Genomic DNA, 19,440 nt, shown 5'->3' on the forward strand with positions numbered 1-19,440 from the left:
AATCTCCGCAGGACGTCGATAATCATCTTGCGCAAAGGCGCGGGTACTTTAACAATCGTAACACCGAGGCAGTAAAGATTCTATAAAGAAATGAATAATTGCTAACTAATATGATGAAAAATGCACTATTTGTGACACCGGCGGCTTGCGCCGCCGGTGAAAATTCACAGTTGTTGTAACAGTTCCTTGGCCTTGACCGCAGCCTCGCCTTTATTGGCTGCAGAAAGCTTTTCCAGTGTCTTGCGGGCGTTCGCCTTGTCGCCGCTCTTGACTTGGGCTTGTGCCAGATGCAATTGCATGTCGCCGTTCTCGGGCAGCGCCGCCACCGCCTTCTGCAGCAGGTCCACTGCGCGTTTGCTGTCGCCCTTGTCGGTCAGGATGCTGCCGAGGGTGTCGAGCACGGCCGGGTTGTTGCCGGCGATGCTGTAGGCCTTCTCGGCCGTTTCCAGGGCCTTGGGATTGTTCAGCTGCTGGTAGGTCCAGGCCAGGTTGTTGAGCGCCAGCGCATTATTGGGCGTCAGCTTCACCACCGTCTCCAGCTGGGCGGCCGCAGGCTGGTACTGTTTGCTGTACAGGCTTTGCTCGGCCGAGTACATCAGTGCCTGGACATCGTTCGGATGGTCCTTGATCCATTGTGCCAGACCCTGGTTGGCCTTCTGTTCCTTGCCGCTCATCTTTTGCAGACGGTGCATGGCAAGGGCGACCTGGGTGGTCGGATGGCTGGCCTGGGCCTTCTCGTACAGCGGCAGGGCCTGGTCGATCTTCTTCTCCATGGTCAGCAGGTCGGCTTCGAGCATTAGGCCGGCGGACGCATTGCGTTCCTGTTTCTGCAGGCTGCGGGCGATGGCCAGCGCTTCTTCCGGATGCTTCTTGCGCATCGCCAGCTCGGCCAGCGCAAGCTGGGCCGGGAGGAAGTCGGGCTGCAGGGCGGTCGCCTTTTTCAGCTCGGCGGCGGCATCGTCGTCACGCTTGGCCACCGCATAGGCCGAGGCGAGCTGGTACTTGGCCTGCGCCGACTTCGGCTGGACGTTGACCAGCTTGCTGTAGGTCTCGATCGCGCCTTCGTTGTCCTTGTTTGCCAGCTGGGTCTGGCCCAGCAGGTTCAGCAGGTTGGGATCGGTCGGATGTTCGGTCTGCAGCTTGCGCGCCACGGTCAGCGCCTTCGGCGCCTGCTTGTTGCGCAGGTAATGGTTGGCCAGGCGGATGCCGGGGGCGACCGCGTCCGGATTCTCGCTGCTGGCTTTTTCGAGCCAGGTCGTGGCCTTGTCCGGCTGGCCCTGCACGTTGGTCAGCTCGGCCAGCGCGGTCATCGCCGCGATATTCTTCGGATCCTTCTTCAGCAGCGTGGTGAAGCGGGCCTCGGCATCGGCCGGCTTCTTGTCGTTCAGGTCGAGCTGGGCCAGATTGGCCGCGGCGGGGAAATTGCTCGGTTCGAGCGCGAGCGCCTTTTCCATGCTGGCGCGGGCATTGGCGATATCCCCCTTGGCCGCATATACCGAACCCAGCAGGACATGCACCTGCGCATTCTCGGGCTGCTGCTTCACCAGCGCCTGGGCGGCGGCTAGCGCCTTGTCGTAGTGCTGCATCGCCAGTTCGGCCTGCACCAGCGCAATGCCGCCCTTGGGCGAGCTGGTATCGAGCGAGGCGCCGAGTTCGAGTTCGGACAAGCCCTTGGCCTGGTCGCCCTGGTGCAACTTCGACAAACCCAGGGAAGTGTGCAGGGCCGCGACCTTCGGTACCAGCGCCGAGGCTTTTTCGAGGTAGGTGGTGGCGTTGCCGTAATCCTGGTTGCGCAGATAGGTTTCGCCGGCCAGGGCCAGCAGCTGCGGGTCGTCCGAGTTCCCCTTCAGCGCCGGCGCCAGGGTGGCGAGGGCATCGGACGGGGCGGTCTGCAGCTGGGCCTGGGCCAGCAGCTTGCGCGCATAGGTATTGTCCGGGATGGTGTCCAGGTATTTGCGCAGGTGTTGTTCGGCTTGCTGTTGGGCACCCATTTTGAGCTCGATCGCGCCTGCCAGCAGCAGGCTCGGCATATGCTCGGGTGCACTCTTGAGCACTTTTTGCACGGATTCCAGGGCCGCCGAGTTATCGCCCTTGGTGAAGTCGAGCAGGCCCTGGGTATAGGCCAGCTGCAGGCTGCCCGGGGTGAGCTTGCGCGCCGTGACCAGGTCGGCCTTGGCCTCGTCGAACTTGCGCAGGTTGATCTCGACGAGCGCTTTTTCGATATACGCGGTGCGGTGGTCCGGCTTGATCACGGATGCCTGGGTGAACGCGGCCAGCGCTTCCGGCATCTTGCCTTCGTTGCGCGCCAGCGAGCCCTTGAACATCCAGGCGTCGGTATTCTTCGGATCCTTGGCGACAGCCTGGTCGATCAGCACCGCCGCCGCCATGGCATCCTTCTGGAACAGCGCCAGGCGCGCCATGCCGATCAGGACGTTGCCGCTGTCCGGCTGCAGTTTGGCGGCCTGTTCATAGGCTTCCTTGGCCTTGTCCGGCTGGTTCAGGTCGAGATAGGCATTGCCGCGCAGCGTCAGCAGCTCAGCCGAGCTGGCGGCGCTGTCGGCCGGGATCACGTCCAGCACGTCCTTGTACTTGCCCTGCTGGTCGAGGGCACGGGCCAGCGGCGACAGCACGCGCTTCTTGTCGATGCCGAGCGACAGCGCCTTGCGTAGTTCTTTTTCTGCGGAAACATAATCGCCGGATTCGACGTACAGGGTGCCGAGTGCCAGACGCGCTTCGCCGTTTTCCGGGCTGTTGGCGACGGCATTCTTCAGCTCGATCATCGCGGCCTTGGTTTCGCCTTTTTGCTGGTACTGCTTCGCTTCCGCCAGCAGTTGTTCGGTCGGCTTGGTGCGATTGCAGCCGCCGAGAGCGGCGGTAACGATGATGGCTCCGGTGACCAGAGCGGTGCTGAGCGCCTTCTTGTTGACTTTACGCGGCATGATTTCCTCGAAATATAGGCGGGTGCAAACAGGCCTGTCTGCATAGAAATTTACAAAAATTAATCATACCCGAAGAAATCAATGCTTCATTAACACAATAGGCAATTGTGCGAAATCAAACAAATCTGTGGTTTGTCGGCCGCACTTACTTCTTGTTGCGCAGTCGGCTCAGCAGCGCCTCGACATTGTCGCCGGCAGGGATGCCGTGACGGCGCAGCAGCTGGACGTGCAGCACCAGGTTTTCGAGCACCAGCTTGGCGGACACGGCAAGCAAGGTCATCAGGCGGTCTTCGGAGCTGAAGTTCTCCATCGAGGCCGCCATTTCGCACAGGTGATTGGCGACCAGCTCGCGCAGATCGTCTTCGGGGAAGGGGAGGTCGGCGAAATCGATCGGATCTTCCTGCTCGACTTCGCGCATCAGGGCGGCGAGGTGTTCCGGCTTGATCGGCATGCATGGCTCCGTGGTGGTCCTGGAACCATTCTAGGACAGGCCCGTCGCCCCTGCCCACGGGATTGCCTGAGCTAAAACGAAAAACGGCGCCCGCAGGCGCCGCCGGCTGGCCGGACAGCCAGCTTACATATTCCGGCGATACTGCCCGCCGACTTCGAACAGCGCGGTCGTGATCTGGCCCAGCGAGCACACGCGCACGGCATCCATCAGGCGCGCGAACACATTCTCGTTGTCGATCGCGGCCTGCTGCAGCGCGGCCAGCGCGGCCGGGGCCTCGGCGGCATTGCGCTGGTGGAAAGCTTCCAGGCGCGTCAGCTGCGACTGCTTCTCGTCGTCGGTCGAACGGGCCAGCTCGATGGTGGCCGGGGCTTCCGCGCCCTTCGGGTTGCGGAAGGTGTTCACGCCGATGATTGGCAGCGAGCCATCGTGCTTCTTGTGCTCGTACAGCATCGACTCTTCCTGGATCTTGCCGCGCTGGTAGCCGGTTTCCATCGCGCCCAGCACGCCGCCGCGCTCGGCGATCCGCTCGAACTCCTGCAGCACCGCTTCCTCGACCAGGTCGGTCAGCTCCTCGATGATGAACGAGCCCTGGTTCGGGTTTTCGTTCTTGGCCAGGCCCCATTCGCGGTTGATGATCAGCTGGATCGCCAGCGCGCGCCGGACCGATTCGTCGGTCGGGGTGGTGATCGCCTCGTCGTAGGCATTCGTGTGCAGCGAGTTGCAGTTGTCATAGATCGCGATCAGCGCCTGCAGCGTGGTGCGGATGTCGTTGAAGTCGATTTCCTGTGCGTGCAGCGAGCGGCCCGAGGTCTGGATGTGGTACTTCAGCTTCTGGCTGCGGTCGTTGGCGCCATACTTGTCGCGCATCGCCACCGCCCAGATGCGGCGCGCCACGCGGCCCAGGACCGTGTATTCCGGGTCCATGCCGTTCGAGAAGAAGAAGGACAGGTTCGGCGCGAAGTCGTCGATGTGCATGCCGCGCGCCAGATACGCTTCCACGAAGGTAAAACCGTTCGACAGCGTAAACGCCAGCTGCGAGATCGGATTCGCGCCGGCTTCGGCGATGTGGTAGCCGGAGATCGACACCGAGTAGAAATTGCGGACCTGGTGCTGGACAAAATATTCCTGGATGTCGCCCATCACCTTCAGCGAGAACTCGGTCGAGAAGATGCAGGTGTTCTGGCCCTGGTCTTCCTTCAGGATGTCGGCCTGCACCGTGCCGCGCACATTGGCCAGCACCCATGCCCTGATCTTCGCCGATTCTTCTTCCGTCGGCTGGCGGCCCTTCTCCAGGGCGAACTTCTCCATCTGCTGGTCGATGGCGGTGTTCATGAACATCGCCAGGATGGTCGGGGCGGGGCCGTTGATGGTCATCGACACGGACGTACTCGGGCTGCACAGATCAAAACCGTCGTACAGCACCTTCATGTCGTCCAGGGTCGCGATCGACACGCCGGAGTTGCCCACTTTGCCGTAGATGTCGGGGCGCAGGGCCGGGTCGGCGCCATACAGGGTCACCGAGTCGAAGGCGGTCGACAGGCGCTTGGCGTCCATGCCTTGCGACACCAGTTTAAAACGGCGGTTGGTGCGGAAGGCGTCGCCTTCGCCGGCGAACATGCGGGTCGGGTCTTCGCCCTCGCGCTTGAAGGGGAACACGCCGGCGGTGTAGGGGAAGGCGCCGGGGACGTTTTCCAGCATCAGGAAGCGCAGGATCTCGCCATGGTCTTCGTACCTTGGCAGGGCGACCTTGCGCACCTTGTTGCCGGACAGCGTGGTCTGGACCAGGCTGGTCCGGATTTCCTTGTCGCGGATTTTCACGACATGCTCGTCGCCGGCATAGGTCGCCTGCAGCTGCGGCCAGGCCGCCAGCAGGTTCTTCGCTTCGCCATCCATCGCGTTGTCGCGCTCGGTAATCAGGTCGTCCAGCACCACTTCACGGTTCGCAAGCGCCAGCATGCGTTTGGTTTCGCTGAGCTGCTGGCGCTCGCGCGCCAGTTTCACCTGTTTATAAGTGGTGCGATGGTAGCCGCGCACGGTATCGGCGATCTCGGCCAGGTAGCGGGTGCGGCCCGGCGGCACGATCACGTTCTTGCCGCTCGAGTATTTCTGCGACGGCTTCGGCAGCTTCGGCGCTTCGGTTTTCAGGCCGAGCTCGGCCAGGGCCGGCAGCAGGCCATGGTACAGGGCCGTCACGCCGTCGTCGTTGAAGCGGGAGGCCTGGGTGCCGAATACCGGCATCTCGTCGGCTTGCCTGCTCCACAGTTCGCGGTTGCGCTGGTACTGTTTCGCGACGTCGCGCAGCGCATCCTGGGCGCCCTTGCGGTCGAACTTGTTGATGGCGATGAAATCGGCGAAGTCCAGCATGTCGATTTTCTCGAGCTGGGATGCGGCGCCGAATTCCGGGGTCATCACGTACATCGACAGGTCGACGTGCGGGACGATCGCCGCGTCGCCCTGGCCGATGCCCGAGGTTTCGACGATCACGAGGTCGAAACCGGCCACCTTGCAGGCAGCGATCACTTCCGGCAGCGCCTGCGAGATCTCGGACCCCGCTTCGCGCGTGGCGAGCGAGCGCATGAACACGCGGGATTGGCCGTTCCACGGATTGATCGCATTCATGCGGATGCGGTCGCCGAGCAGGGCGCCGCCCGACTTGCGGCGCGACGGATCGATCGAGACCACGGCGATGTTCAGGCGGTCGCCCTGGTCGAGGCGGATGCGGCGGATCAGCTCATCCGTCAGCGAGGATTTGCCGGCGCCGCCGGTGCCGGTGATGCCGAGCACCGGCACCTTCAGGCTTTCGGCCGCATCGACGATCTGCTTGCGCAGTTCGGCCGTGGCCTTGCCGTTTTCCAGCGCGGTGATCAGCTGGGCCAGCGGGCGGTGGCGCTGTTCGATCGCGCCAGCCTGCAGCGGCTCCAGGCTGGTCGGGGCATACGTCGAGAGGTCGATGTCGCAGGCTTCCAGCATCGAGCGGATCATGCCGACCAGGCCCATGCGCTGGCCGTCTTCCGGGCTGAAGATGCGCGTCACACCGTAGGCATGCAGCTCTTCGATTTCGCTTGGCACGATCACGCCGCCGCCGCCACCGAACACCTTGATGTGCGCGCCGCCGCGCTGGCGCAGCAGGTCGATCATGTACTTGAAGTATTCGACGTGGCCGCCCTGGTAGCTGGAGATGGCGATGCCTTGCACGTCCTCGGCCAGGGCCGCGGTGACGACGTCGTCGACCGAGCGGTTGTGGCCCAGGTGCACGACCTCGGCGCCGTTCGATTGCAGGATGCGGCGCATGATGTTGATCGAGGCGTCATGGCCGTCGAACAGCGAGGCGGCGGTCACGAAACGCACTTTATTGCTCAGCTTCGGCTGTTCCGGCAGATCGAGCTTGGCGGCGGGGGTGATGTCGTTCATGGTGTTCCTTGAGATTGCGGAAGCGAACAGGAGTTCTTGGTACGGTATATGACGTTAACGTAAACGTCAAGAATGCGAAACGTCGCCCCCGCGCAGGCGGGGGCCCAGTGCTGTTTGCGTTACCGAAACGCCAGCAAGCTTGGGGGAATAATGCCGGGGGCATTATCCCGCCTGCGCGGGGACGACGGTTCAGGCAGCGCGTTTCTTGATGTTGCCGCTCAACAGCTCTTCCTTGCGCGCACGGTATTCGGCGACCGCCTTTTCCTTCACATGGCCGAAGCCGCGGATCTGTTCCGGCAGCGCCGCCAGCTCGACCGCCGTCGCATGGTTCGACATATCCAGCGAGCGCAGCACGCCTTCGATCATCTCACGATACTCCTTGATGAGCGCGCGTTCCATCTTGCGCTCGGCGGTGTAGCCGAAGAGATCGAAAGCGCCGCCGCGCAGGCCCTTCATTTTCGCCAGCAGCTTGAAAGCGCTCCACATCCAGGAGCCGAATTCGGCTTTCACGAGATGGCCCTTGGCGTCCTTCTTCGCGAACAGCGGCGGCGCCAGGTTGAACTTGACGCTGAACTCGCCTTCGAACTGGGTCTTCAGCTGCTCGACGAAGCGGCCGTCCGTGTACAGGCGCGCGACTTCGTACTCGTCCTTGTAGGCCATCAGCTTGAACAGGGACTTCGCCACCGCGGTGGTCAGCTTGTTGCCCAGGTCGTGGGCGGTCTCGATCTTGCGCACCTTGTCGACCAGGTCGGCGTATTGCGCGGCGTAGGCGGCGTCCTGGTAAGCAGTCAGGAACTCGACCCGCTTCTTGACGATGCTGTCCAGGCTCTGCGGCATCTGCACGACGATGGCCTGGGCCGGGGTCGCGGTTCTTTCCACACGCTTGAGGTCGAAGGCGGCGCGGCGGCCCCACAGGAAGCTGCGCTTGTTCGACCCCACGGCCACGCCGTTCAGTTCGATGGCGCGCAGCAGCGCGGCTTCCGACAGCGGAATCAGGCCCTTCTGCCAGGCGTAACCCATCATGAACAGGTTGGCGGCGATCGAGTCGCCCATCAGCGCGGTGGCGAGCCTGGTCGCGTCGATGAAGTCGGCACCGGCTTCGCCGCCGACGGCTTCCGCGATCAGCGAGCGCACCTGCGCGGCCGGGAATTCCCAATCCCGCTGCTGGGCGAAGGTGCCGGTCGGCTGCTCGTGCAGGTTGACCACGACGGTGGTGCGGCCCGGGCGCATCTTCGAGATCGCGTCGGAGGCGCCGGCGGTGAGCATGTCGCAACCCAGCACCAGGTCCGCTTCGCCGGTGGCGATGCGCTGGGCGCGCAGGCGTTCCGGGGTTTCGGCGATCTTCACGTGCGAGGTGACGGAGCCGTTCTTCTGGCTCATGCCGGTCATGTCCAGCACCGAGGCGCCCTTGCCTTCGAGGTGGGCCGCCATGCCCATCAGCGCGCCGACGGTGATCACGCCGGTGCCGCCGATGCCGTTGATCAGGATGTTGTAGGGCGCCGCGATCGAGGGCAGCGCCGGTTCCGGCAGCGGGCCCCAGCCATCATCCGTGCCCTCCTTGGCCACGCCGGCCTTGTTCTTCTTGAGCGTGCCGCCTTCGACGGTGACGAAGCTCGGGCAGAAGCCCTTGGCGCACGAATAATCCTTGTTGCAGGACGACTGGTCGATGGCGCGCTTGCGGCCGAATTCCGTTTCCTTCGGCAGGATCGAGACGCAGTTCGACTGCACGCCGCAGTCGCCGCAGCCTTCGCAGACGGCTTCGTTGATGACCATCCGCTTGTTCAGGTCCGGGAATTCCCCCTTCTTGCGGCGGCGGCGCTTTTCGGCGGCGCAGGTCTGGTCGTAGATCAGGACCGTCACGCCCGGCAGTTCGCGCAGCTCGCGCTGGATGTCGTCCATGTGCTTGCGGTCGTGGATCGTGACCAGCTCCGGCAGGCTCGACCTGTCCTCGTAGCGGGATACATCTTCGGTGACGAGGGCGATGCGTTTCACGCCCTCGGCCGCCATCTGCTGGGCGATCAGCGGCACCGAGGTGATGCCGTCGACCGGCTGGCCGCCGGTCATCGCGACCGCGTCGTTGTACAGGATCTTGTAGGTGATGTTGACCTTGGCCGCGATCGCGGCGCGGATCGCCAGGTAGCCGGAGTGGAAATAGGTGCCGTCGCCCAGGTTCTGGAATACGTGCGGCACTTTCGAGAACGCGGCCTGGCCGATCCAGGGCGTGCCTTCACCGCCCATGTGGGTGGTCAGCTTGTTCATCTCCGGGTAGATCGAGGTCGCCATCACGTGGCAGCCGATGCCGGCCAGCGCAAAGGAGCCGTCCGGCACCTTGGTCGAGGTGTTGTGCGGGCAGCCGGAGCAGTAGAAGGCCGGGCGGAAGGGCGTGGTGACCGCTTTCATGAGCACCGCGTCCTTCGCTTCGAGGAAGGCCAGGCGGGCCTTGATGAGGTCGCGGGTGCGCTGGTCCAGGTTCAGGCGCGCGATGCGGCCGGCGATCACGCGCGCCACCTGCGCCACCGAGAAGTCGGCCTTCGGGGGCAGCAGCCATTCGCCGCGCGGCGCGACCCACTCGCCCTTGTCGTCGAACTTGCCGACGATGTGCGGACGCACGTCGTCGCGCCAGTTATACAGTTGTTCCTTGAGCTGGTACTCCACCACCTGGCGCTTTTCTTCCACAACCAGGATCTCTTCCAGGCCTTGCGCAAATTCGCGCACGCCTTCCGGCTCCAGCGGCCAGATCATCGCGACCTTGTACAGGCGCAGGCCGACCTGGGCTGCCATCGCTTCGTCGATGCCGAGTTCTTCCAGCGCTTCCAGCACGTCCACATACGATTTGCCGGAGGCGATGATGCCGAGTTTCGCGTCCGGGCTGTCGATGGTGACGCGATTGAGCTTGTTTTCGCGCGCGTAGGCCAGGGCCGCGTAGATCTTGTAGTCCTGCATCAGCGCTTCCTGGTTGCGCGCCTGCTGGCCCAGCGGCACCGAGGACAGGCGCGTATTCAGGCCGCCTTCCGGCATCGCGAAGTCCTGCGGAATTTTCACGTCGACGCGGAACGGGTCGGCATCCACCGAGGCGCTCGATTCGACCGTATCCGCCAGCGCCTTGAAAGCCACCGCCAGGCCGGAGAAGCGCGACATCGCCCAGCCGTGCACGCCCAGGTCCAGGTATTCCTGCACGTTCGACGGGTACAGCACCGGGATCATGCAGGCGGAGAAGATGTGGTCGGACTGGTGCGGCAGGGTCGAGGAGTAGGCGCCGTGGTCGTCGCCGGCCACCAGCAGCACGCCGCCGTTGGTCGCCGTGCCGGCATGGTTCATGTGCTTGAAGACGTCGCCGCAGCGGTCCACGCCCGGGCCCTTCGCATACCACATGGCGAACACGCCATCGTATTTGGCGGGGCCGATCAGGTCGACGGTCTGGGTGCCCCAGACGGCGGTCGCGGCCAGGTCTTCGTTCACGCCCGGCACGAACTGGATGCTTTTCGCTTCCAGGTGGCCCTTGGCCTTCCACAGGTTCTCGTCCAGGCCGCCCAGCGGCGAGCCGCGGTAACCCGACACGAAGCCGGCCGTATTCAGGCCCGCGGCTTCGTCACGCAGCTTCTGGATCATCGGCAGGCGCACCAGCGCCTGGATGCCGGACAGGAAGATCTTGCCGGAGGTGGCGGTGTACTTGTCGTCGAGGCTGACGTCTTTCAAGCGGTCCGGCGTGCCGGAGACAGGCAGGGAAGGGGTGGCGGGTACGGCGGACGCAGGCGCGCCCTGGCCAAGGATGGTGTCAGGCATGGTGTCTCCAAATGGTCTTCGGGTGGGCTGGCTTTGGCGCGGCGCCGGGTAGGCGCTGGCTGGGAACCGGCCGCTGGATGCTTTTTTAGCTTTGCCCGCAGTGTAGAGACAACTTGACGTATACGGAAATACGGAATGGGGATGGGGCTATAAGAAAAAATGATGGCTCATCAGGCGTCCCGGCCGGCGTCCAGCGCCCGCGCGCCGATCCAGGCGCCGTTGGCGCACAGTTCCGTGGCGACCTGGGCCACCAGGCGGCTGACCGCGGCGGCGGCGTTGGTCAGCGGGATGTTCTTCGAGGTGCACAGCACCACCGTGCGCGAGATCGTCGGGCTGTGGATCGACAGCGCCCGCATCGCGCCGCGCTCGACTTCCGCCAGCACCGGCGCGACCGGCAGGATGGTGGCGCCCATGCCGGCCAGGATCGCCGATTTCAGGATCGCGATCGAGTTGATCTCGATGACGCCGTGCGTGTGCAGACCGGCGGCGCGCGCCGTGCTTTCGATGCGCGGACGGACGCCATGCTGCAGGCCGGGCAGGATCAGGGTCGCGTCCAGCGCTTCTGCCAGGCTCAGGCGGTCGCGTGCGTCGGCCCAGGGCGCGTCGGCACGGCAGATGAAGCGCAGCTCTTCCTCGACCAGGGGCGTGGTCACGAAGCTGGCCAGTTGGCCGTCGTCGAACAAGACGGCCAGGTTGAGGCGTCCGGCGCGCAACTGCTCGGCCAGGTTGCCTGTGATTTCTTCGGTCAGCTGCAGGGTGATTTCGGGATAGCGCTGGCGGATCGCGGTCAGCAAGGGCAGGGCCAGCGCGCCCGAGATACTGTGCGGTAAACCGAGGGTGACGCTGCCGGATGGCCGCTCGGCCGACTGGGTCACGGCTGCCTGGGCGTCCGCCACCTGTTTCAGGATTGCCAGCGCGTGCTCGTAGAACACCTTGCCGGCATCCGTGCTGACCACGCCCTGCGCCGAGCGGTGCAGCAGCTGGGCGCCGAGCTCGTCTTCCAGTTGGCGCAACTGCTGGGTCAGCGCCGGCTGCGCCACGTGCAGCACCAGCGCGGCGCGTGAAAGCGAGCCGTGATCGACGATGGCAACGAAATAGCGTAGCTGACGGAGTTCCATGGCGCAATTTTTGTATCTTTAAGGACACATAATCAGCAAGAGAGTTTACTTATGGCAATTGGGTAGCTGGACAGTTGCTATACTGAAAGCACGTCGAAACGCGGCGAGATTAACACACCCCGTTTTATCCCCATGCTTAAAAAAATCGATTCCTCACAACTTCGTGTGGGGATGGCCATCCATGACCTCGATTGTGGCTGGATGGAACATCCCTTTGTGCGCAACCGTTTCGTCATCAGCAGCGAGGACGAGATCCGCAAGGTCCTGCACGCGGGTATCCGCGGCGTGACCATCGATTGCGGCAAGGGGCTGGACGTGGACGACGCCCCGACCGTCGAGGAGGCGGACGCGGTGCTCGATGCGGAAATGGCGGCGATCGCGGCCAAGCCGGTGGCGCCGCTGCGCACCACGCTGGCCGAGGAATTCGACCGTGCCGTCGCGATCCGCCGCCAGGCCGCCGGCCTGGTCAAGACCGTGATGCAGGATGCGCGCCTGGGCAAGGCGGTCGAAATGGACAAGGTGTCGCCGGTCGTCGAGAGCATCACGGCGTCCATCCTGCGCAATGCCAGCGCCTTGCTGGGCCTGTCGTATATCAAGAACAAGGACGATTACACCTTCCTGCACTCGGTCAGCGTGTGCACGCTGCTGGTCGCCTTCTGCCGCTCGCGCAAGATGGACGACGAAACCATCTACCAGGCCGGCATCGGTGGTCTGCTGCACGACACCGGTAAAGCCCTGGTCCCGGACCACATCCTGAACAAGCCGGGCCGCTTGACCGACGAGGAGTTCGAGGTGGTGCGCCGCCATCCGCGCGACGGTTACGAGATCCTGCGCCGCTCGCCGGAGATCGGGCCGATCCCGCTCGACATCACGCTGCACCACCACGAACGGCGCGACGGCACCGGCTACCCGGACCGCCAGGGCGCCGACCAGATCGGTGAACTGGCGCAGATGGCCGCGATCGTCGACGTCTACGACGCGATCACGGCCGACCGCTGCTACCACAAGGGCATGCCGGCAGCCGAAGCCCTGCGCAAGATGTACGAGTGGAGCAAGTTCCACTTCAACCCGGCGCTGACCCAGGAGTTCATGCGCTGCGTCGGCATATATCCGGTCGGCACCCTGGTGCTGCTGGAATCGGGCCGCCTGGGCGTGGTGGTCGAGCCGCACGAAACGAGCCTGCTCACGCCGAAGGTCAACGTGTTCTTCAGCACCAAAAGCCAGACTTATATCAAGCCGGAGACGATCGACTTGTCGCGCGGCCTCGGCTTCGGCGGCGGCGACAAGATCGTGCGCCACGAATCGCCCGAGAAGTGGAAGGTCGACCCGATGCGCTTCATGGCGTTGGCGGCGTAAGACCTCAGAAGAATTCGGCGGTGTCGTTCGAGGTCACCGCCTGCAGCACGCCGTGCGAGACCAGGTCGTCGTAGTGGCAGGCCTGGTTGCGGCCATTACTCTTGGCGTAGTACAGCGCCTGGTCGGCATGGCCCAGGGTCACCACCGGCGACTCGTAGGCGCTGATGCTGACGAAACCGACGCTCACCGTCACCCGACCCACCTGCGGGAACTCGTGGTTCTCGACATTGGTGCGGAAGCGCTCGATGATTTTCCACGCATTGTCCAGGGTCGTCGAGCGCAGCAGCACGACGAATTCCTCGCCGCCGAAGCGGAACACCCGGTCCTGGACCCGGAACGATGACTGCATCAGGTTAGCGATCAGGATCAGCACTTCGTCGCCGTACAGGTGGCCGAACTTGTCGTTGACGGCCTTGAAATGGTCGACGTCGACCACCGCCAGCCACTGTTTTTCCGGGCCGTGCGCCTGGCGCCGCTCGGCCGTGCCGGGCAGGCGCGGATCCTGCTCATGGGCGCTGTGCAGCATGCGCGCCAGCTGGTCGTCGAAAGTCTTGCGGTTGAGCAGGCCGGTCAGGGAATCACGCTCGCTGTAGTCCAGCAGGTTCTGGAAATTCCGGTAGACGCCGACGATGCCGCCGACAGTATGGATGGTATCGCTGCAGAAGGGCTTTTCGTTGTTCAGTTCCAGGCAGGTGCTGGCCTTGTCGCCGAACCAGATCGGCAGCCACAGGGTGCGGCTGCCGTTCGCGCCGCAGGCTTCGGCGCTGGTACGGTGTTCGGCGAGGCAGCGCGCCAGTTCGGGACTCAGGGGTTCGCCGAGGGCGCCCTCATGCACATCTTCGAGGCGGGCTTCGCCGCCGGCATGGATCGAGGCGCGTGCGCGCAGGTATTGCTGTCCAGCCACGGTGGCAATGCTCAGGATGCGTGTCTGCGTGGCGCCGGCCAGTTCCTGCACTGCCGAAATCACGGAGATGTCGAGCATCGCGTGATCGCGGTGGCCGGTCATATCCACCATGTGTTTCAGAAGCGAGTCCATGTCGTTCTCAGCAATGTAATCCACCGACCTGCGGGCCAAACAGCTGCCTTCGCTTCGCAGGTATCTGGCATGTCACAAAGAGCAAGCAAAACAGGATATAGCTTTTTTGCATTCTATGCAATTATGCAAAAGCAATTTTTTTGTCCTCAAGGGATTTCCTCAAGGATCGGCCTGATCCGATGCGTCGAGCGAACGATAGATGATTCTCCTCGACAAAGAATAGTTCCCATTGGAAAGCTTGTGTGCAGTCAACTTGCCGTACGGCATCAGCTCCTATAGTGAACTCACTGGCACGGAACGCGGAGCAGCCAACCGTAGAAAGCCTCAAGCAGTGTCTCCGGCCAGCGTTGTACTTACTAACCTACCATATGGGAGTAATGTCATGAGCAACTTCATCTCTGCAGTCAAAGCCTTCATCGACGACGAGAATGGTGTCACCGCCATCGAGTACGGCCTGATCGCTGCACTCGTCGGCGTGGCGATGGCGGCGGCAGCGACCACGCTCGGTAAGGAAATTTCAAATACCTTCGATACCGTCAAAAACTCGCTGAGCGATGCACTGTCGGCAGCCTCGACCACGCCTGGTGGTAACGGCTAATTGAGCCACAGCCCTCCGGGTCCCTGCCCGGAGGGTTTTTTTGTGGGAGGTTGGCATGCCCATCGAACAGTATCTTGAAGTGGCCCTGCTTCTGCTGGTGAGTATCAGCGCACTCAATGACCTCGCGACACGCCGTATCCCGAATCGCCTGTTGCTGGCTGGCCTGGGGTGCGCACTGCTGTTGCGCGCAATCTCTACCGAGCCCGGAACAGCCCTGCTCGCCGCCTTTGGCGGCATGGGCGTGGGTTTCGCCTTGTTCCTGCCGTTTTACCTGGTAGGCGGGATGGCAGCGGGGGACGTCAAGATGATGACCGTGGTCGGCGCCTTTACGGGCGTGCCGGACGCAATCGTGATTGCCATTTCCGCATGGTGCATCGGTGGCGTCATGGCGATCCTGCTGATGCTGGTACGCGGACGTCTGCGCCTGGCCGTCGGCAACATGTGGCAAATCATCCGTGGAGCAACGATGCGCCATGCAGGCATGGGCGCGCCGCTGGCGCCCACGAGTGCCGGTTCCATGCCGTATGGGCTCGCGATTGCGGCTGGCACAGTCGCGGTTCTGGTTCGCCATTATGGCTGAGTTCGCTCTTGGCGAAACGCAAGAGTGGGCCGGGGGACGGTCGCTAGAATCAATCTGACCCGTTTCGGAAAACATGCAAGTCTGGGGGATCCGATGATTGAAACGCTATCGACAGGCAGTACCGCGACGGCGCCGCGCGCCGCGCAACCGGTGCCGCTGGGCAGCCCGGACATTGCTCCGATCCTGCCGCGTCAAGCCAAGACTGTACGCGACACCGGCCTGGAACCACGCTTCGTCACCGACCTGGTGCTCAAGTCGATCCAGGTGATCGGCAAGGCGCCGCTGCCGGTCCTGGCGGGCAAGCTGAGGCTGTCGATCAGCGTGCTGCGCGAGGTGCTCAATCCTATGATTGCCGAGCAGCAGGTAGAAGTGGCCTGGTGCGGCGAATCCGACATCGATATGCAGTATCAGCTGACGCCGATCGGCCAGCGCGGCGCGGCCGACGCGCTGGCGCGCTGCCGCTATGTCGGCCCGGCGCCGGTCACGCTGGCGTCCTACCGTGCAGTGGTCGAGCGCCAGGCGCTGCGCCATGCCGATGCCGAGCGCACTACGCCAGCCCAGCTGGCCGCCGCCCTGGGCGAGGATGGGCTGTCGCCGATCACCCGCGACGTGCTGGGGGCCGCATTGTATGCGCGCCGCACCCTGCTGCTGCACGGACCGTCCGGCAGCGGCAAGACCCAGCTGGCGCACAAGCTCGGACGGCTGCTGCCGGGGGCGATCGCCGTTCCCTACGCCCTCATCGTCGGGCGCCAGGTGATCCGGTTGTACGACCCGGCGCTGCACGTGGCGCCGCCGCCGCTTCCGCGCCAGCAGGAAGAACGCCGCAGCTGCGACGCGCGCTGGATCGTTTGCCAGCGTCCGCTGGTGCACGTCGGCGCCGAGCTGGGACGCGAGATGCTGGATTTGCGCTACGACGTCGAGGAAGGCGCCTACCATGCCCCGCCGCACCTGCAGGCCAACAATGGGATGTTGGTGGTCGACGACGTCGGACGCCAGCGCATTCCAGCCGCCGAACTGCTCAACCGGTTCATCGGTCCGCTGGATTCCGGCGAGGACCAGTTAACCCTGCAGGGCGGCCAGGCAGAAACTGTGCCGTTCGATGTTTCCGTAGTGTTCGCGACCAATCTCGCGCCGTGCACCGTGTTCGATGATGCGGCGCTGCGCCGTATCGGTTACAAGGCTGCGATCGGCCCCTGGTCGCCGGCTTCCTACCGCGCGTTGTTGCGCCGCCAGTGCCGGATGCGTCGCATCGACTACGACGAAAGCGCAGCCGATCACCTGATCGAGAAGCTGCACATGCAGTCCCGGCGTGCGCTGCTGGCATGTTATCCGGGCGAGCTGCTCGACCGGATCGCCGATTTCGCCGGCTTTGCCGGCATCCCGCCGCGCCTGACCATGACAGCGGTCGAGCAAGCCTGGCGCAGCATGTTTATCGCCTGCGACACGGAGGCATGAATGAAGAACAAGCGCGCCCTTATCGTGATGACGATTGCCATCCTGTTCGGCCTGGCGGCGGTGGTATTCGCCTCGCGCTGGCTCCTGAACCAGCCGGGTGGCGCCAGCGGACGGATCGCCGTCGCGAACGCCGATATCAGTCTTGGACAACGCCTTACGCCGGAAATGTTCAGGCTGGCCGAGTGGCCTGCCGAAAGCGTGCCGAAAGCTGCGTTCACCGATCTGCAAAAACTCAGCGGGCGGGTCCTCAAGAGCAACCTGCTGATGGGCGAGCCGATCAGCGAAACCAAACTGGCGCCAGCCGGCACCCTGGGCGGGCTGTCGGCCCTGATCACCGAAGGTAAACGCGCCATCACCGTGCGTGTGAACGACGTCATCGGCGTGGCTGGCTTCGCGTTGCCCGGCAATTATGTCGACATCATCGTCAGCACCCAGAAGGAAGCCTCGCCCGGTTCCGATTCGCGTGAGCAGAACATCTCGAAGATCGTGCTGGAGCGAATCCTGGTGCTCGCTGTCGCCCAGGAAGTCAACCGCGATGAGACCAAGCCGAAGGTGGTCAATGCGGTGACGCTGGAAGTCACGCCGGAACAGGCCGAAAAGCTCGACCTGGCGCGCAGTGTGGGCACGCTGTCCCTTGCACTGCGCAATCAGATCGACCCGCAGTCGGCCAGCACCCTGGGCGCCACCAAATTGACCCTGCTGCCGGAGGTCAAACCGTCGGCTCCGCCCAAGCCCGCTCCCAAGCCGGCCCCGGCGGCACGTCCGGTGCCGGTGGTGGTCAAGGTGGCGGCGCCGGTACGGCGTGACTGCGTCAGCGTGCTCAATGGCCTGCGTGTGACGCAGGAATGCTTCTGAACCTGTCTGGGGTAATGCCATGAACGGATGCCTGATGCATACGCCGATTGTCCGCAGCCTGCTTGCCGCCGGCCTGGCGCTGGTGGTCGCCGGACCTGCGTTCGCCGCCTCCAAGTCCGCTGCACAGAGCGCCGAGAATGCCGCGCAGGCCGCACCGGCGCGCACCGAAATCGGGCCGAATTGCCAGGGCGAGGCAGCGCGGCCCGCCCAACTGTCCCTGGAAATGGGCAAGTCAAGGCTGATGCGCCTGCCCGAAGCGGTCCAGCACCGCAGCGTCGGCAATCCGGCGATCGTGCAAGCGCTGATGGTGTCGCCGGACACCCTGTACATTGCCGGCATCGATGTCGGCACGACCAATATGATCGTGCAGGGTAAAAGCGGCCTGTGCAGCGTACTCGACATCACGGTCGCGATGGATCCTTCGGCGCTGCAGGCCACGCTGGCAGCCGCCATGCCGGAAGAACGGGATATCAAAGTCATGGCCGCGGCCGACGCCCTGGTGTTGAGCGGTACCGTGAGCGATGCCGCTGCGGTAGCCCGCGCGATCGAACTGGCTGGCGCGTACGTGCGGCGGCCACTGCGCATGCTGCCCGGCCTCGACAAGGACGATATGCCCGCTGGGCAGGGCGGAAGCGGCGGCGCCAACGCGGCCGGCGCCCGCGTGATCAACCTGCTGTCCGTCAGCGCCCCGCAGCAAGTCCAGCTGGAAGTCAAAATCGCGGAAGTGTCGAAAACCCTGCTCGAGCGGCTGGAAGCCGGAGCAACCTGGCGGTTCAGCTCCGGCAGCTGGGGCGCGACGCTGTTGTCGAACTTCCTCACGGGCACCTCACACAGCAGCCTTGAGGCAAGCAAGGGTGTCGGCAAGAACCTCACCCTCGCAGCCGACAAGCAGGACGGCCTGGTGCGGATATTGGCCGAGCCGAATGTAATGGCCATCAGCGGCCAGGAAGGGACATTCCTGGCCGGTGGCAAGTTCTACGTGCCGGTACCGCAAGATAACAGTCGCGTGACGCTGGAAGAGAAAGAGTTTGGCGTCGGATTACGCTTCACGCCGACGGTGCTGGGAGGCGGGCGCATCAACCTGCGTGTCGCACCCGAGGTCTCGGAGTTGTCGCGGGAAGGCATCGGCTTCTCGGCCAACGGCTCGTCCGCCGTTTCGGTCCTGCCGGTCGTGACCACGCGCCGCGCCAGCACTACCGTCCAGCTGTATGACGGCCAGAGTTTTGCGATCGGCGGCCTGATCAAGAATAACGTGGTGACCAACCTGAAAGGCCTCCCCGTGCTGGCGGACTTGCCGGTGCTGGGCGCGCTGTTCCGCAGCACCGACTACCAGCAGGATCGCACCGAACTGGTGTTCGTGATTACCGCCCACCTGGTCAAGCCGCTGCCTGGCATTGGCTACCAGCTGCCGACCGATAAGGTAGGCGAGCCTTCGCGCGGCGCGCTCATGCTCGGCGGCCGGCTGGATGGCGCCGCACCCGAGACCACGACGGCGGCAGCGTCGACGCCGATGCCGGTGCCGCCGGCGTCGCACAGCACCGGTGGTTTCGAATTGAAATAGGAGAACGCGATGCCCATCAGATCCAACCAGCTCATGCTCCTGGCCTTGCTGGGCGTGACCCTGCAGGGATGCAGCTCGACCCCACGCTTCAACGACCATTTTGGCGCCTCCGTTCGCGCCAACCTGGCGGCCCAGGTGATCGATCCGGCGGCAGCCGCGAACACCAGTCCCGCCTCCGGCGTGGACGGCGCTGCCGCCCGCGCGGCCCACGAGCGCTACCAGCGTTCGTTCAAGGAAACCGATGCCAGCGCGGCCAGTCCGCTCGTCGGCGGGAATGGCCTGAAATGAGAAAGTGCC

Annotated in this window: 13 protein-coding genes; 7 read left to right on the plus strand and 6 right to left on the minus strand. The window is 64.1% G+C overall.

Going from position 1 to position 19,440, the window contains the following annotated elements:
* Window positions 1-164 precede the first annotated feature (164 nt).
* From prsT to AM586_RS16020, 5 genes are all read right to left on the minus strand, one after another.
* Window positions 165-2,939 carry an XrtA/PEP-CTERM system TPR-repeat protein PrsT gene (prsT, locus tag AM586_RS16000; protein ID WP_052234239.1) on the minus strand — a complete coding sequence of 925 codons (2,775 nt, stop codon included), beginning with the start codon at window positions 2,937-2,939 and terminating at the stop codon, window positions 165-167.
* Window positions 2,940-3,084: 145 nt separating this feature from the next.
* The gene (locus AM586_RS16005; RefSeq protein WP_052234238.1) at window positions 3,085-3,390 is read right to left on the minus strand and encodes a hypothetical protein; all 306 of its coding nucleotides are present in this window, start codon (window positions 3,388-3,390) and stop codon (window positions 3,085-3,087) included.
* A gap of 123 nt (window positions 3,391-3,513) precedes the next feature.
* Window positions 3,514-6,801: a fused isobutyryl-CoA mutase/GTPase IcmF gene (icmF, locus tag AM586_RS16010; RefSeq protein WP_052234237.1), complete on the minus strand. Its 3,288-nt coding sequence runs from the start codon at window positions 6,799-6,801 to the stop codon at window positions 3,514-3,516.
* Between the two features lie 189 nt (window positions 6,802-6,990).
* On the minus strand, window positions 6,991-10,584 hold the full coding sequence (locus AM586_RS16015) for an indolepyruvate ferredoxin oxidoreductase family protein (protein WP_052234236.1): 3,594 nt from the start codon (window positions 10,582-10,584) through the stop codon (window positions 6,991-6,993).
* A 170-nt stretch (window positions 10,585-10,754) separates the two neighbouring features.
* Window positions 10,755-11,702, minus strand: a complete 948-nt coding sequence (locus tag AM586_RS16020; protein WP_052234235.1) for a LysR substrate-binding domain-containing protein — start codon at window positions 11,700-11,702, stop codon at window positions 10,755-10,757.
* A 132-nt stretch (window positions 11,703-11,834) separates the two neighbouring features.
* On the opposite strand from AM586_RS16020, the gene AM586_RS16025 reads away from it, so the two are divergent.
* A complete protein-coding gene (locus tag AM586_RS16025) occupies window positions 11,835-13,058 on the plus strand; it encodes an HD-GYP domain-containing protein (protein ID WP_052234234.1) in 1,224 nt (407 codons plus the stop codon).
* A 4-nt stretch (window positions 13,059-13,062) separates the two neighbouring features.
* On the opposite strand, the gene AM586_RS16030 is transcribed toward AM586_RS16025, so the two are convergent.
* Window positions 13,063-14,094 (minus strand): GGDEF domain-containing protein, encoded by a 1,032-nt coding sequence (locus AM586_RS16030; protein WP_052234393.1) that lies wholly within the window; start codon window positions 14,092-14,094, stop codon window positions 13,063-13,065.
* Between the two features lie 382 nt (window positions 14,095-14,476).
* On the opposite strand from AM586_RS16030, the gene AM586_RS16035 reads away from it, so the two are divergent.
* From AM586_RS16035 to AM586_RS16060, 6 genes are all read left to right on the plus strand, one after another.
* Window positions 14,477-14,692, plus strand: coding sequence for a Flp family type IVb pilin (locus AM586_RS16035; protein WP_052234233.1), 216 nt, complete (start codon window positions 14,477-14,479; stop codon window positions 14,690-14,692).
* Window positions 14,693-14,747: 55 nt separating this feature from the next.
* The gene (locus AM586_RS16040) at window positions 14,748-15,272 is read left to right on the plus strand and encodes a prepilin peptidase (protein ID WP_052234392.1); all 525 of its coding nucleotides are present in this window, start codon (window positions 14,748-14,750) and stop codon (window positions 15,270-15,272) included.
* A gap of 93 nt (window positions 15,273-15,365) precedes the next feature.
* Window positions 15,366-16,727: an ATP-binding protein gene (locus AM586_RS16045; protein ID WP_052234232.1), complete on the plus strand. Its 1,362-nt coding sequence runs from the start codon at window positions 15,366-15,368 to the stop codon at window positions 16,725-16,727.
* Entirely contained in the window at window positions 16,728-17,582 is an 855-nt protein-coding gene (gene cpaB, locus AM586_RS16050; RefSeq protein WP_052234231.1) for a Flp pilus assembly protein CpaB, read from the plus strand. It begins immediately after the preceding gene.
* A 34-nt stretch (window positions 17,583-17,616) separates the two neighbouring features.
* On the plus strand, window positions 17,617-19,143 hold the full coding sequence (locus AM586_RS16055) for a type II and III secretion system protein family protein (protein WP_052234391.1): 1,527 nt from the start codon (window positions 17,617-17,619) through the stop codon (window positions 19,141-19,143).
* Between the two features lie 9 nt (window positions 19,144-19,152).
* On the plus strand, window positions 19,153-19,431 hold the full coding sequence (locus AM586_RS16060; protein WP_197416494.1) for a hypothetical protein: 279 nt from the start codon (window positions 19,153-19,155) through the stop codon (window positions 19,429-19,431).
* The last annotated feature ends 9 nt before the right edge of the window (window positions 19,432-19,440 follow it).

It is taken from the genome of Massilia sp. WG5 (assembly GCF_001412595.2).
GTDB lineage: Bacteria > Pseudomonadota > Gammaproteobacteria > Burkholderiales > Burkholderiaceae_D > Telluria.

Bases quoted from the DNA above. Each gene is read 5' to 3' on its own strand.
- prsT (WP_052234239.1), bottom strand. From the start codon at position 2,939: ATGCCGCGTAAAGTCAACAAGAAGGCGCTCAGCACCGCTCTGGTCACC.
- AM586_RS16005 (WP_052234238.1), bottom strand. From the start codon at position 3,390: ATGCCGATCAAGCCGGAACACCTCGCCGCCCTGATGCGCGAAGTCGAG.
- icmF (WP_052234237.1), bottom strand. From the start codon at position 6,801: ATGAACGACATCACCCCCGCCGCCAAGCTCGATCTGCCGGAACAGCCG.
- AM586_RS16015 (WP_052234236.1), bottom strand. From the start codon at position 10,584: ATGCCTGACACCATCCTTGGCCAGGGCGCGCCTGCGTCCGCCGTACCC.
- AM586_RS16020 (WP_052234235.1), bottom strand. From the start codon at position 11,702: ATGGAACTCCGTCAGCTACGCTATTTCGTTGCCATCGTCGATCACGGC.
- AM586_RS16025 (WP_052234234.1), top strand. From the start codon at position 11,835: ATGCTTAAAAAAATCGATTCCTCACAACTTCGTGTGGGGATGGCCATC.
- AM586_RS16030 (WP_052234393.1), bottom strand. From the start codon at position 14,094: ATGGACTCGCTTCTGAAACACATGGTGGATATGACCGGCCACCGCGAT.
- AM586_RS16035 (WP_052234233.1), top strand. From the start codon at position 14,477: ATGAGCAACTTCATCTCTGCAGTCAAAGCCTTCATCGACGACGAGAAT.
- AM586_RS16040 (WP_052234392.1), top strand. From the start codon at position 14,748: ATGCCCATCGAACAGTATCTTGAAGTGGCCCTGCTTCTGCTGGTGAGT.
- AM586_RS16045 (WP_052234232.1), top strand. From the start codon at position 15,366: ATGATTGAAACGCTATCGACAGGCAGTACCGCGACGGCGCCGCGCGCC.
- cpaB (WP_052234231.1), top strand. From the start codon at position 16,728: ATGAAGAACAAGCGCGCCCTTATCGTGATGACGATTGCCATCCTGTTC.
- AM586_RS16055 (WP_052234391.1), top strand. From the start codon at position 17,617: ATGCATACGCCGATTGTCCGCAGCCTGCTTGCCGCCGGCCTGGCGCTG.
- AM586_RS16060 (WP_197416494.1), top strand. From the start codon at position 19,153: ATGCCCATCAGATCCAACCAGCTCATGCTCCTGGCCTTGCTGGGCGTG.